The sequence below is a fragment of the Pedobacter humicola genome (assembly GCF_056490705.1).
In genome coordinates, this window is sequence record NZ_JBWJIG010000009.1 from 60,623 (window position 1) to 75,823 (window position 15,201).

A 15,201-nucleotide genomic window follows, 5' to 3' on the forward strand; every position below is an offset into this window, starting at 1 on the left:
TATCTTTAGAATTTTCGAGATTCAAACTTAGAGAAAATTGTAACAAATAATACAATTTATCAGTCTGATGCCTTCGAAAATATATATACAGAAGCCATCATGTTAAAACAACAAGCAGAAATAATAGCCGGTTACGATCAGAAAATTAAGCAGGTTACAGGAGAGATCGATCAAACAAAAAACCTGATCGATCAGCTTTCTTTTATGCGCATTGGTTTGTTCCTGGCCGAAATTTTATTGTTTGTTCTACTGCTGCGCTCTGCAGATGATGGATTACGTACTTTAATCCAGTTTGGCTTATTGGTACCTGTAATCGTTTTCGCTTTTATTGTACGGCGGCAGAGCATTCTGGACCGCGAAATCGATTATAAAAAGCAACTTTTATGGGTTTATCAGAACGAGTGGAATATTTTAAACAGTTTGGAAAACGGATATGATGGAGGCAAGGCCTTCGAATCGGAACTGCATCCTTATACTTCCGATCTGGATATTTTTGGAACAGCATCTCTATTTGCACTAGCCAACCGCTGCAGTACCAAAAGTGGGAATGCGCAATTGGCCCAAAGTTTTGCTGAAAAGCCGATCCTAGATAAAATACTTCAGCGCCAGGAAGCTGTAAAAGAAATGATTGATAAAATGGCCGAAACCTATAGTTTTAGGGCCAGCCTCCATGGTTATGATCCCGATAAAATAGAACAGATTAAAATCCAGTTAAAGCACCAGTTGGGTGCACAGCTGGAATTTGTTAAAGGGCGCTTTTTAAGGTTTTATGTCAAACTGGTGCCTTATATTTCCATCGCTGTAATACTGACCGCACTGTTCGTGAGTAGTGTTTTTTGGAAGGTATTGGCTTTGCTGTTTGTGATCCACACGGGATGGAATGTGTTGTTGGGCGCAAAGATTAACAAGGTGTTTTATAGTTTCGGCGGAAGCTCCAGCCTGCTCAATGGTTATGCCAGCGCCATCCTGTGGACAGAAAATCAGAACTGGAAAAGTTTGTACACTTTAAACTTATTAGACTCCAAAATTCCGGTTAGTAAAGAAATCAAAGCTTTATCTAAGATTATCCAGAATTTTGATGCCCGGTTAAACATCATTGTTGGTGGGATATTGAATGCACTCTTATTGTGGGACTTGAGGTGCTGCATCAGTTTGGCCAGCTGGTACAAGTCATCATCAGCAGATGTAATTTCGGCCCTCGATCATTTGGGCGATTTTGAAGAGCTCATTTCACTGGCCACAACGGCCTATAATCAACCCGATTGGGTTTTCCCTGTTGTTACAGATCAATTTGCCCTAACAGGTAGCCATATCGGTCATCCGTTGATTAAGGAGAAATTGAGGGTGAGCAATGACTTTCATCTTGAAGCAAAGCCGACTGTTGATATTGTAACCGGTTCCAATATGGCGGGTAAAAGTACCTTCCTACGTACTTTGGGCATTAATATGGTATTGGCTTATGCCGGTGCACCTGTTTGTGCCAAAACGATGCAGTTATCGGTTTTTTCGATCAATACTTATATGCGGATTAAAGATTCGTTGAATGAAAGCACCTCAACCTTTAAGGCCGAGTTAAACCGCCTGAAAATGATTTTAGACAATGTGGTGAAGGATAAAGATACTTTTGTGCTGATTGACGAAATGTTACGGGGAACAAACAGCAGGGATAAATATTTGGGATCGAAAGTTTTTGTAGAAAAGCTGATTGCAGAAAAAACACCTGCACTTTTTGCCACCCACGATTTACAGTTGGCCGATCTGATTAAAGACCATCCCGAAACCGTCCGTAATTTCCATTTCGATATCCAGATTGCCGATGGTGAAATGAGATTTGATTATTTACTAAAACAAGGCCCCTGCAAAACTTTTAATGCCGCGATTTTACTGAAGGAAATCGGTTTGACATTGGACTAGTGTTGGTGGTGTCGGATGTTACCATCTGACACCAATTTCTCCCTAGATAATGTCATGTTGGGCATCCCAAAGAATCGGGACAAGCAGTCGAAACACCATAAAGAATATTTAAAGTCCTTCGACTACACTACCATTGACGTTATTTTGTAATTATTTATTAATAAGCAACTTAAAGGTACCTACTTTGGCTGATTCTTTGAGAATGTTAGATGGTAACATCTGTCAGCACATTTATCAATTAAACCGGTTATCCCGGTATTGTTTTGGCGAAATGCCCATCACGCTTGAGAAGAGCCTACTAAAATAATAGGGATCGTTAATGCCGATTTTCTGTGCAATTTCATTGATCCTTAAATTGGTGAAAAGCAGATACTGGGTGGTTTTCTGGATTTTAAGCTGGTTAAAATAATCGATGGGCGAGGTGCCCGTTTTCTTTTTAAATATGGCCGATAAATAAGATGGAGAAAGGTACACGGCCAAAGCCATTTCCTTTAAAGTAAGGGTCTTCTCGAGGTTGTTCCGCATAAAGTCTATGGCCTCTTCTACTTTATCAGGTTCCATAATTTTGTCGTTATTGGGCAGTTTGTCGGCGTAAATGATTTCGGCAATATAATGGTGGAAACATAAATTCGCATAAATGATATTTTCTCTGCTAAAGCCTCTTTCCAATCGGTTATAAATTGTATCGAACAACAAGGTCCTTTCCTCACTAAAACCGGCATAAGCTTTATAGTGCTGTAACGACACCACAAGCTGGTCGGCACCGTTACCTGAAAAGTGGAACCAATAAATAGTCCATGGTAAAGCTGGATCGGCCTGATAAGTATGGGCTGTTTTTTTAGGTACGATGATAAAATGTCCGGCTTCGATGTGATATGTAGTTCCATGAAATTCTACAGTTCCCATTCCCTCGATACAATAAATTAAAATGTGTTGTTCTGCCCCATTTTTCCTTTGTATATAGTGGTTCAATGCCTTACGGTAATAGCCCATATCGGTAATGAATATATTGCTGATGATTCCGTTATCTGAGCATTGTTTGAGGAGTACATTCTTTGGAATGATGATGGATTTTAATAAATCAAAGCTATTTTTTGGCTTAACCTGGTGTTTCTCCATGTTCAATTCTTAATAAAAAGTAATATAATCCATTTTTTGAGCAAGTTAATACATTTTTATGTTTTATATTTTTTTGATCTTTGGTTAAAGGAAACAACAATTTAGCGATTAATGCTAATCATTGTTCTCTTGATTAATGTTTAGCTTGATTTAACTTTGTATATAAATACAAAACTGCTAAAAATTAGCTTAAGTTTATTTTTAACCAAATGTTATTGAACAAGAAAATACTGTTTGCCTCCGGTTTTGTATTGGTGGCTATCGCTTTAATTGCTTTTTCGCTTTTATCTTCAGAGAAGCCGATTGATTTTAATACGCAGGTTAAACCTATTTTAAATAAAAAGTGTATTTCGTGCCATGGGGGTGTTAAGCAACAGGGCGGTTTTAGCGTGCTGTTTAGGGAAGAAGCCCTGGCCAACACCAAAAGTGGTAAACCAGCCATTATTCCCGGTCACCCGGAAGATAGCGAATTTATTAAACGCCTAAAATCTAACGATCCGGAAGAAAGGATGCCCTATAAACACCCTGCTTTAAACAACGACGAAATTGATATTTTAAGCGGCTGGATCAAACAGGGGGCAAAATGGGGCAATCATTGGGCTTATGTAAGTGTAAAACCAACAGAAGTGCCTGATGTGGATAACGATTGGGTACGCAACGACCTGGATAAATTCATTTTTGCGAAGCTCGAAGAAAATAAACTGGAACCTTCCAAAACGGCTGATCGGGCTACTTTATTGAGAAGAGTGAGTTTAGATCTGATCGGTACCTATCCGTCAGATCAGCTGGCGAAATTTTATCTGAACAGTAAAGATGAGCAACAGGCTTACAATGTGCTGGTGGATAGTTTATTGGCTTCGCCTAAATTTGGTGAGCGCTGGGCATCAATGTGGCTGGATATCGCCCGCTACGCAGACACTAAAGGTTACGAAAGTGACCCTAACCGGAATATCTGGAGTTATCGCGATTGGGTAATTAAAGCCTTTAACCGTGATATGCCTTATGATCAGTTTATTACCGATCAGATTGCCGGCGATTTGTTCCCAAACCCGACGGATGCCCAGTATATCGCAACCGCCTTTAGTCGCAATACCCCTACCAATGATGAAGGTGGTACCAATAATGAAGAGTTTAGAACAGCTGCGGTTTTAGATCGGGTAAACGCCACCTGGGAAGGCCTGATGAGTACCACTTTTTCTTGTGTGCAATGCCATAGCCATCCCTACGATCCCTTTAAACATGATGAATACTATAAGTTCATGTCGTATTTTAACAATACCAGGGATGAGGATGTATCGGCAGAGTACCCTTTGCTCAGAAACTTTAACGATAGTTTAAAGAATGAACTCAATCATTTAACCAGCTGGGTTAAAACGGTTGCCGGCCAGGAAAGAGCTGATCAGATGGGACTTTTTTTAAGAACAGGGGAACCCACCATTAACTCCACCACCGCTGATGAGTTGGTGAATTCGGTAATTGGCAACAATAATATTGCACTGTATTTTAAAAACAGTTCATCGGCCAGGTTAAAAGCTGTAAACCTCGAAAATGTAGATCAATTGATCCTGCGCTTTAACTGCAGTCAGCCAAATGGTACCATGAGTTTACATCTGGGCTCACCCGCCGGACCAGTCATCAAATTGTGGAAAGTGGCCCAAACCCAGGGTTATCAAAATGTGGAGGTCGATTTCCCTAAACAACGTGGCCAACAGGATGTATACTTAAAATATACCAATCCTTCAGTAAAAAACCCTGATCAGTTTATGGTGTATTTCGATTGGTTTTACTTTACCAAACAATTTCCTGGTAAGGGTAAGCCCGAATATGTGGCCATGAAAAAAACGTTTACTGATTTAATGAACGCACAGGTGCCTACCACACCGGTTATGGTCGAAAATCCATTAAGCATGCAACGCAAAAATTATGTATTTGAACGTGGTGCATGGACTTCGAAAGGAAAAGAGGTAAAAGTAGGCGTACCTAATTCTTTGGGTTTTGCGATGCCTAAAAATGCGCCCGATAACCGGATGGGTTTGGCTATGTGGCTTACTGATAAAAGAAATCCGCTGGTATCGAGAACAATGGTTAACCGCTTATGGGAGCAATTATACGGAACAGGTTTGGTCGAAACGCTTGAAGATATGGGCACGCAGGGTATGGCACCAACTCATCAGGAGCTGTTGGATTTTATGGCCTATCAGTTGATGTACAAGTACAACTGGAGTGTTAAAAAGATGCTGAAAGAAATGGTGATGATGGCTACTTACCGGCAAGACAGTAAAGTATCGGAAGAATTGAAGGAAAAAGACCTGTTTAATAAATTTTATGCCCGTGGCTCGCGTATCAGGCTGAGTGCCGAGCAGGTGAGAGACCAGAGTTTGGCCGTTTGTGGTGTATTGAGCAATAAAATGTATGGGCCACCGGTAATGCCCTGGCAGCCCGAAGGTATTTGGTTTTCGCCTTACAATGGTGCCAAATGGATCACCAGCAGCGGCAGCGAACAGTACCGCAGGGGGATTTATACCTATTGGAAAAGAACGGCTCCATATCCATCAGCCATTGCCTTTGATGGTGCTTCGCGGGTGGTTTGTAGTCCACGGCGTATCCGTACCAATACGCCTTTACAGGCCCTGGTTACCTTAAATGATAGTGTTTATATCGATCTGGCCAGAAAACTGGCGGTACGTATGGAGAAGGTTGGAGGCAATACCAGTAAGTCTAAAATCTCGAAGGGCTACGAACTGATCTTGTATAAAACGATTCCCCAAAACAGATTAAAGGTATTCGAGGATTTATATGCAAAAGCCTTTGATGAGTTTAGAAAAAATGCAGCTAGTGTATCGGCGTTTATGGGCGATAAGCAAAAGAAATATAAGCCAGAAGATGCGGCCATGGTTTTAGTGGCCAATGCGATGCTGAACCTGGATGAAGTAATTACCAAAAATTAAATTGATCTATCATGACAAGAGACGAGTTAAACGCACATAGATTAATTAAGGAAGCGCATGAGGCAAATGCACGCCTCCACTCGCGGCGCCATTTTTTAAAAGAAAGTGCCATGGGTTTGGGCGCTTTGGCGATGGGTTCTTTGCTGGGCAGCTGTGGCAATCTCTTTTCGAGTTCGCAAACAAAAATCGCCTACGATCCTGCACATCCATTATTGCCCAAATCGCCACCTTTGGTGGGAAAGGCTAAAAGTGTAATTTATTTACACATGGCTGGTGCACCCTCTCAATTGGAGTTGTTTGATTTTAAACCAGAACTCATGAAAATGGATGGGCAGGATTGTCCGCCATCTTTACTGGCCGGGAAGAAATTTGCTTTTATTACCGGTGTGCCCAAAATGTTGGGGCCGCAGGCCACTTTTGCCAAACATGGTCAATCTGGTGCTTTGGTGAGCGATAATTTGCCGCATTTTTCGACTATGGTAGATGAGGTAAGCTTTTTAAAAGCAGTAAAAACCGATCAGTTTAACCATGCGCCGGCACAGTTGCTGGTACATACCGGCTCGCCCCGTTTAGGCAGACCAAGTATGGGTAGCTGGGTGACTTATGGTTTGGGTTCAGAGAACCAAAATCTGCCGGGTTATGTGGTACTCACCAGTGGGGGAAGTTTCCCAGATGCCGGAAAAAGTGTTTGGGGCAGTGGTTTCTTACCATCGGTATACCAGGGGGTACAATGCCGGAGTGAAGGCGATCCGGTACTGTTTATCAAGGATCCCGATGGCATGAACCGCGATTTGAGGAAAGCCTCTATCGAAGCGATTAACAAAGCGAATGAACAACAATACCAGGAGTACAACGATCCGGAAATCTTATCGCGGATTGCACAATATGAAATGGCCTACCGGATGCAGATATCGGCACCAGAAGTGATGAACATCAATGATGAACCTGCTTATATTCATGAAATGTATGGCACACAGCCTGGTAAAGCCTGTTTTGCCAACAATGTACTGCTTGCCCGTAAACTGGTAGAAAAAGGAGTACGCTATATTCAGTTGTTCGATTGGGGATGGGATGCACACGGAGATAATCCGAACAACTCACTCAATATCGGATTGAAAAATAAATGCAGAAGCATCGACAGACCAATCACAGCCTTATTGCTCGATTTAAAACAGCGTGGCCTACTGGAAGAAACGCTGGTGGTATGGGGCGGCGAATTTGGCCGTACGCCGATGATGGAAAACCGGAATGGTATACAGAACCCATTTAAAGGACGTGATCACCATACTGAAGCATTTACCATATGGATGGCCGGCGGAGGTGTGAAAAAAGGTTTTACACATGGAGAAACCGACGAAATAGGCTACAGTGCCATCAGCGGAAAAGTTGATGCTTTTGATATTCAGGCTACTATTTTAAATCAGTTGGGTTTTGATCACGAACAGTTTACCTACCCATTTCAGGGCCGCCCGTTCAGGTTAACTGATGTGGCTGGGAAGGTGATCAGGGAAGTGGTGGCTTAAAGTCTGGTCTTTAAAGAGATGGGTAATGTGTGATGCAAAATGAATGATGGAATAACCGGTTTTCAATTGACAGTTGAGAATGACTAATGAACCAGACTGCGTTTGGAGTCCGGAGCTGGGCGTTTGGAGTAGATAATTGATCAGGCTTGCGCTTAAAGCAAGGCATTTGGTGTGTAATAAGTCCAATAACCAATGTTCAATAAACAATCATCAATGGACGATTAGACCATCAACTATCAGCTATTGGCCAGGAAACCAATGACTAATGAATTAATGACAAATGAACCAATAAACCAATGAACCAAACACGAAGAAAATTTTTACAAAATACAGCGGTGGTAACCGCGGCCTCATTGTTGGCCCCAATACAAAATGTAAATGCATTTAAAAGCGTAAAAGCAAAGGCAGGTTATGAACTCCTGTTTATGCAAACGGACTGGGGTTTTGAAGGCAGCAGAGATGAATTTTGTGCAGCTGCCAAAAAAGAAGGTTATGATGGGATCGAAGTGTGGTGGCCAGGAGAAGATCAGGCGGTAAAAGAGCTCTTTGAAGCAGTAAAGAAGCATAAATTACAGGTTGGTTTCTTATGTGCAGGATCAGCATCAAATATAGGCGAGCATTTAGCCGCTTTTAAAAAGAGTTTAGATGCCATTTGTGCCAATACGTATCAAAAGCCTGTATATATCAATTGCCATTCGGGAAAAGATTATTTTAGTTACGAGGAAAACAAACAGATTATCGATTATGTAACAGCCAAAAGAAAGTCGTCGGGCATACCGATTTACCACGAAACGCACCGTAGCCGGATGATGTTTGCTGCTCCTGTTGCCAGGAATTTTGCGGAGAAAAACCCTGAAGTGAGGTTCACTCTGGATATTTCGCATTGGTGTAATGTGCACGAAAGTTTATTGAATGATCAAAAACAGACCATTGATTTTATTTTAGAAAAAACAGATCACATCCACTCCCGCGTTGGGCACCCCGAAGGGCCACAGGTAAACGATCCGCGGGCACCAGAATGGGCGAGAGTGGTAGAAGCACATTTAGCCTGGTGGGATAAGGTCATCACTCGGAAAAAGCAAAACGGCGAACGGATGACTATCCTTACCGAATTTGGCCCGGCAGATTATATGCCTACCTTACCTTATACCCGGCAGCCGGTTGCCGATCAGTGGGCCATTAATGTGTATATGATGAATTTATTAAGAAAGAGATATCAATAAGATGCTGGAGTTTTTTGGCCGTTTTCACCCTGTTTTTGTCCACCTTCCCATTGGGATTTTATTGTTGACCTGCATCTGTATCCTGTTGTCGTTTAAAGCTAGCTTTGCTCAGCTGAAACCATCAATCCCCCTCATGTTACTCTTAGGCACACTTAGTGCCCTTGTTTCCTGTGTTACCGGTTATCTTTTGGCCAACGGCGGCGATTACGACGGCAAGCTGGTAAGTTATCACCAATGGATGGGCATAAGCGTCGCCATTTTATCGTTTATTTTATGGATAATTTACAAGAAAGTAAAATCTAAAGGGATAATGGGAACAATTGCCACTATTCTTGTGGTACTCATTTCTATTACAGGCCATATGGGTGGTTCTTTAACCCATGGTTCTGATTATTTAACCGCACCACTTAAAACAGGTGGTACTACAGGTGGGCCTGCCATTCCGGCAATTGCCAATGTGCAGGAAGCCTTTGTTTACCAGAATGCGATCCAGCCACTCTTCAAAAGCAGGTGTTACAGTTGCCATGGCAGTGAGAAACAGAAAGGTAAACTGCGGCTGGATGAAGAAGTTTATATTTTAAAAGGTGGGGAAGATGGGCATACCCTTGTAAAAGGCAAAGCCGACGAAAGTGAGCTGATTAAACGGATTTTGTTGCCGTTAAACGATGAAGACCATATGGCACCCAAAGAAAAGCCCCAGCTAACTGCCAACGAAATTACTTTGTTAAAATGGTGGATAAACAATGGTGCTGATTTTAAAAAGAAATTTAAAGAGCTGCCCCAAACCGCTGAGATCAAACCCGTGTTGGCCAGCTTGCAAAAAGGTGAAGCAGCAGATGGGGAAATAAGGAACAGCGATATCCCGGCGGAAGAGGTAAGTGCTGTTGACAATAGTGTATTGAAGAAATTTACCGATGCGGGTATCACCGTGCTCCCAATCGCACAGAACACGAATTACCTTTCGGCAAACTTTATCAATGCACAATCGATGGATAAAGATGTTTTAGATCTGATCAAATCAATCGATAAGCAGTTGCTTTGGCTCAAGTTAGAGAACAATAAGGTAAACGATCAAACCTTAGCGGCGCTTAAAAATTGTAAACACTTAACCCGGTTAAGCTTAAACAATACCCAAATAACTGATGCAGGTTTAGCCGTTCTAAAAGATTTAGATCAGTTACAGTCATTGAGTTTAGTGGGCACAAAGGTTACGGCTAAGGGAATTAATCAATTACAGAAACTTCAAAATCTAAAGTTTCTGTACCTCTACCAGACTGGGGTAACTAAAACCGATCTGGCCAATATAAAAAAGCTATTACCAAAAGTAAGTTTAGATACCGGAAATTATAAAGTGCCCATGGTAGCACAGGATACTGTTGTGGTTAAGGCGCCTTAAACATTATATCCTGATATATTAATTACCTGATCAAGGTAACCGAGCCAGAATACTTAACCGTGCCGTTCGATAGATTGGTGCCAAATATGATATAATAATACACCCCAACAGGAAGGTCGTTGCCCTTAAAAGTGCCCTTCCAGTTTTCAAATATGTTATCGGTAAAGAAAACCTGTGTGCCTAAACGGTTGTAAATCTGGATGCTGTATTTTCGGAGGTTGGTTACGCCAATAACCAATTCATCATTCACCCCATCGCCATTTGGCGAGAACGCATTTGGAACAAATGTGGATCCGTTTTTTTTGATGATGAGGTCGCCCTGGGTAATTGAATTTGCGCAACCGTTTTTAGAAAATGCGGTTAAGGTAATTTTAAATAATCCATCGGTCTGATAAATGTGGGTAGGGTTTTGTTGTGAAGAAGTAAATCCATCGCCGAAGTTCCACTCATAAAAATCTCCATAAAGTGAGGTATTGGTAAATGTTATAGGAACCGGGGCAGAAAACTTAACGTTAAAAGAGGGTTCGGTAAAAAAATTAGCCATCGGGATTCTGGCAATGGCCGGGATAACGATGGTTGCCGGCTCGGAGCTACAAGTTCCCGATGTTAATACAACCTGATATTTACCTGCCAAATTAAGGTTTGTTACCGGAATTTCGATGGCATTAGTGCTAGCGGTATAATTGTTTGGTCCGCTCCAGGCATAAGTGATCCCTTCTTGTGCGGGTACTGATAATTTGATGATGTCTTTTAAACAAAACAAAGCCTGATTGACACTGATTTCGGGTTTTTCTGGCTTCAATTCTACCAAAATGTCTTTTGTAAAGGTCGAAATACAGCCATTATTGGTTTCAACGGTTAGGGTGATTGTTTTTAGCCCAGGATTAGTAAAAGTTAATATTTTACTGTCGTTATTGATGGCTACCTGACTTTTTACCCCTGCTCCAAAATCCCAGTTAAGCTTTGTGTAGTTTTTAGAAGCATTGATAAACGAAAAAGACTGGTTTGTTTCGCACCTGTTATTCACCTCAATCGAAAACATTGCTTCGGGTTTTAAATCGACTGATAAGATATCGAGTGAATTTACCTCACTCACGCAATCCCCAACCTGAACATAAAGCTGGTATATTCCAACGATTTCTGGTCCGGTTACCTGGATTTCGGGGTTCTGGTCTGTTGAAATAAAGCCATTTGGGCCAGACCAGTGGTAGGTGGCAAAATTTAAAAAAGGAGTGGATAATTTTAATAGATCTCCCTGGCATAAATTAACATTCGAAGCGGTTATTAAAGGTTTTTCAGGGGTGTTTGCTACAATAAAAGTTTGCGTAGCCACTACATTGCAACCATTTGTGCCCTTAGCTTCTAAAACCACGATTTTCTCTCCGGGGGTATTGTATGTCACGGTAAATGGTCCAGCGGTAGTAGACGAAGCCAAACTTGCGCCTTCGCCAAAAGACCATTTTAAAGAGGCGAAGTTTGAGGCTTTGCTTTCGAAAATATAGGCCTGGCTATCGGTACAAGGATTTAATTTTTTAACATCAATTTCGGCAGTTGGGCCCGCAAAATCAGCGGTACCTCCAAATTCTAAAGTAAATCCATTATTTCCTCCGGAATAATTATCGATTAGTATAGCGTAAACATGATCCTTTTCGAGATCTACATATTTTACAAAGCCATTTTGACCAGCCGGGCAACCTGCCGCTTCAGTTAAATCAGTTTCCATCATACTCAAACCGGTTTTATAATAGGATGGACTGCAGGTTACCCCACTGCCCGATGCACAGCGTATGGCAGTTGCACCGCTTATTTTACTGCAATCTCCATTTACGCCTAAATCGTAAAAAATCCAGTCAATATCGTTTGAGGTTACCGTAGGGGTGATTACAAAAGTAAAATCACCAGGTGCAGAGGCTTTAAACATATACCAGGCAGAATTAGATTCTGTACCCAGGCAGGTTCCGGCTGATTCGTGATTGTTTGCGCCCGAACCCGTTACATTTAACTGGGTAAACGTTTCTTTTGTACACAATACTGAAAATGTGCCACAATCCTGTCCAGGTTGTATTGGCGGAAAGTAATTATCTAGACAAAGTTTAAAGGTACCGGTAGCATCATTCGCTGCACTTATCCTAATATAATAAACCTGTCCTACCGTTAATGCACCTTTGTATAAAGAAACAACATTATTTGATGTAGCCTGTGTGCCTGGCTGCTCCGTTATAAAACCGGTGGCTGCATCAAATGAATATAAGGCAAGCAATGGATCAGTTAAAGTATTGGTACTACTGGCGTCAATTTTCCCACTAACAGAAATGTTTACATCAAATTTAGATGCCGTAAATTTGTACCAAACATCCTTTCCAACGGCCTGCCAGTTTAAACCTTTGTTATAATTGCTTGGGGTAGCTTCTAAATTGTTAAATTCGGCATCCCTACTACAATATGCACTGGTATTGGTAATGTTTATGGCATTTATCAGTTCGTCATTAATTGGCGGGGTAAATTTTCCAAAGGCAGAGAGATTGAGTAATGCCAATAGAAGAGAAATTAACGAGTAGCGCATAGGTAAAAATATCAAAATTTGTTTTTATTTCGAATCATTTTGATTGTTAATGATTTGTTAATATTAAACTTGCAACTTATGGCAATAAATGGATAACAATGGTTAAGGCGAGCGATTTTGGTTCAGATTTTTTGTGGGGAGTAGCTACAGCTGCAGCGCAGATTGAGGGTACCGCAACCCAGTATGGCAAAGGTCTATCCATTTGGGATAGCTTTACAGCGAGAAACGGGAAAATAAAAAAGAACCATAAATTAGACCCTGCCTGCGATTTTTACCATCGATATGCTGAAGATATTTCCCTGGTTAAACTTTTAGGATTTAAGGTTTTTAGATTTTCTATTGCCTGGTCGCGGATTTTGCCTGCAGGCAGGGGAGAAATCAACCAGGAAGGCATCCGCTTTTATCATAACCTGATCGATGAATGTTTAACACATGGCATTACGCCCTATATTACACTCTACCATTGGGATCTGCCCCAGGCTTTAGAAGATGAGGGCGGGTGGACAAGCTTTAGTATCAATGCTGCTTTTAACGCTTTTGTAAGTATCTGCGCTTTAGAATACGGCGATAAGGTGAAAAACTGGATCGTGTTAAATGAGCCTTTCGGATATACCTCCTTAGGTTATATGCTGGGCGTTCATGCCCCTGGCAAAACAGGTTTGAGTAATTTCTTTCCAGCAGTATTGCATACAGCTTTGGCGCAGGCCGATGGCGGAAAAATTTTGCGCGCTGAGATCAGCAAAGCCAATATCGGTACTACTTTCTCCTGTTCAGAAATTATTCCAAATACCCAAAGCGATAATGATATTCTAACGGCGAAACGGGTAGACTGTTTGATGAACCGCCTTTTTGTAGAGCCTACACAGGGCATGGGTTTTCCTACCGCCGATTGGGAAGTATTGGAGAAATTCCAGATCGAATATGGCACATGGCGGCTTCAGGAGCGCATGAAATTTGATTTTGATTTTATCGGACTTCAAAACTATTTCCCGTTGACGGTAAAGTACAATGCCTTTATTCCGGTGATCCAGGCCTGGGAGGTCAAAGCCAAAAGCAGGAAAAAACCACACACGGCTATGGGTTGGGAGATCAACGCCGATAGTTTTTATAATATTGTAAAACAGTTTGCAGCTTATCCAGATATCAAAAACATCATCATTACCGAAAACGGTGCGGCTTATCATGATAAATTAAGCGATGGAAGGATAGAAGACCCTGAACGGATTGAATATTTTAAACTTTATCTCAATGCCCTGTTAAAGCTCAAAAATGAAGGTGCAAACGTGACCGGTTACATGGCCTGGACCTTGATGGATAATTTTGAATGGGCCGAAGGTTTTACCGCCCGGTTCGGATTAATTTACAATGACTTTAAAACACAAGAGCGTACTATTAAGGATTCTGGTTATTGGTGGCAGGAATTCCTGAAAGGTTAGTTGATAAATAATGGTTTCCTCTTTTGTTATTAAACAAATTATTATGTTTGATTGATGAATGATAGAACCGTTGTTTATAGCACGTATTACAATCCCATTGAGGCCAACATTATCAAAGCCAGACTGGAAGACAGTGGTTTCTCCTGTTTCCTGGCAGATGAAAATGTGTCTACGATCCAGCCGTTATACAACCAGGCAATTGGAGGGGTAAAACTCATCGTTTTTGAACGCGATGTAGAAGCCATTCATACCTTATTGGCCGAAGACAATAGTTTGGCACTTGAAGCATCTTATGATACGGTTCCTGATGAAGGATCAACAGAAGGCCAGGTGCTTTGTGAAAAATGCGGGTCTAAAAATGTGGGTTATGGCATGGCAACCAATAAAAAATATAGTGTATGGGCCACTATATTGGCCTTTCTAACAATTACTACTCCCGTTAAGGCCAATAAGTGCTATCATTGTTATGACTGTGGTCATGAGTTCTAAAGCTGGCATGACCTTTAAAATTGATCTTAAACATCAGCTTAGATCTTTGAAGTATTGCAGGTTACTAGGTGTTTTAATTATAATTTCCCTGGCTATTGATGTGCTTGGCTGGTGGCCATTTGTAGATTTCCGATTCTTTTGGTACATATTATTAGTTGTATTCATCTTTTTGCTCCCAGTTTTTTATTTACACACCACCTATTATATCAAAAATCGAAACGCTAGTTTTATAATATCTGACAATTCCGACTCGTATACTTATTTAGATAACAATCAGCAATTTGAATTCAAACAAAAGGATATCGACGTTATTGAACAGCATATCGGGATCTACCAAGAAAATAATCGTGATTTTGCAAACCGCCGAATCGCGCTGTGGACAAATTACCACTATGTTAAAATTCAATTGAAAAGCGGAAATCATTTCTTCTTAACCTCCCTTATGATTGATTATAAAAGTTTTCCAATGCATATTTATACAACAAAATTTCGCTTCATGCCCTATTTAAAATGAGCTGTTCTTTGAGAAATATTTTAATACTATTTTTCACAGGAAAATGTGTCAATTTTATTAAGCGCAAGTCCAGGAG

Annotated in this window: 10 protein-coding genes; 8 read left to right on the forward strand and 2 right to left on the reverse strand. The window is 41.1% G+C overall.

The genetic code is table 11. The features are described from left to right. Window positions 1–99 precede the first annotated feature (99 nt). Window positions 100–1,914 (forward strand): MutS-related protein, encoded by a 1,815-nt coding sequence (locus tag AC04Q1_RS15110; RefSeq protein WP_478365421.1) that lies wholly within the window; start codon window positions 100–102, stop codon window positions 1,912–1,914. Between the two features lie 234 nt (window positions 1,915–2,148). Here the strand turns inward: AC04Q1_RS15110 and AC04Q1_RS15115 are convergent, their stop codons facing one another. Further along, window positions 2,149–3,033: an AraC family transcriptional regulator gene (locus AC04Q1_RS15115; RefSeq protein ID WP_478365422.1), complete on the reverse strand. Its 885-nt coding sequence runs from the start codon at window positions 3,031–3,033 to the stop codon at window positions 2,149–2,151. A 209-nt stretch (window positions 3,034–3,242) separates the two neighbouring features. Here AC04Q1_RS15115 and AC04Q1_RS15120 point away from each other — a divergent pair, with 209 nt between their 5' ends. From AC04Q1_RS15120 to AC04Q1_RS15135, 4 genes are all read left to right on the forward strand, one after another. Beyond that, entirely contained in the window at window positions 3,243–5,981 is a 2,739-nt protein-coding gene (locus AC04Q1_RS15120) for a DUF1553 domain-containing protein (RefSeq protein ID WP_478365423.1), read from the forward strand. 11 nt (window positions 5,982–5,992) lie between these two features. Continuing rightward, a complete protein-coding gene (locus tag AC04Q1_RS15125) occupies window positions 5,993–7,504 on the forward strand; it encodes a DUF1501 domain-containing protein (protein ID WP_478365424.1) in 1,512 nt (503 codons plus the stop codon). A gap of 296 nt (window positions 7,505–7,800) precedes the next feature. After that, complete coding sequence (locus AC04Q1_RS15130) at window positions 7,801–8,727, forward strand: sugar phosphate isomerase/epimerase family protein (RefSeq protein WP_478365425.1); 927 nt, start codon at window positions 7,801–7,803, stop codon at window positions 8,725–8,727. A gap of 1 nt (window position 8,728) precedes the next feature. After that, entirely contained in the window at window positions 8,729–10,123 is a 1,395-nt protein-coding gene (locus AC04Q1_RS15135) for a c-type cytochrome domain-containing protein (RefSeq protein ID WP_478365426.1), read from the forward strand. Window positions 10,124–10,145: 22 nt separating this feature from the next. On the opposite strand, the gene AC04Q1_RS15140 is transcribed toward AC04Q1_RS15135, so the two are convergent. Further along, window positions 10,146–12,686 (reverse strand): PKD domain-containing protein, encoded by a 2,541-nt coding sequence (locus AC04Q1_RS15140; RefSeq protein ID WP_478365427.1) that lies wholly within the window; start codon window positions 12,684–12,686, stop codon window positions 10,146–10,148. Window positions 12,687–12,784: 98 nt separating this feature from the next. Here AC04Q1_RS15140 and AC04Q1_RS15145 point away from each other — a divergent pair, with 98 nt between their 5' ends. From AC04Q1_RS15145 to AC04Q1_RS15155, 3 genes are read left to right on the forward strand one after another with little or no spacing between them, the layout of a single operon-like run. Beyond that, the gene (locus tag AC04Q1_RS15145) at window positions 12,785–14,122 is read left to right on the forward strand and encodes a GH1 family beta-glucosidase (RefSeq protein ID WP_478365428.1); all 1,338 of its coding nucleotides are present in this window, start codon (window positions 12,785–12,787) and stop codon (window positions 14,120–14,122) included. 54 nt (window positions 14,123–14,176) lie between these two features. Continuing rightward, window positions 14,177–14,611 carry a putative signal transducing protein gene (locus AC04Q1_RS15150; protein ID WP_478365429.1) on the forward strand — a complete coding sequence of 145 codons (435 nt, stop codon included), beginning with the start codon at window positions 14,177–14,179 and terminating at the stop codon, window positions 14,609–14,611. Between the two features lie 7 nt (window positions 14,612–14,618). After that, window positions 14,619–15,125 (forward strand): PH domain-containing protein, encoded by a 507-nt coding sequence (locus tag AC04Q1_RS15155; RefSeq protein ID WP_478365558.1) that lies wholly within the window; start codon window positions 14,619–14,621, stop codon window positions 15,123–15,125. Window positions 15,126–15,201: the final 76 nt, after the last annotated feature.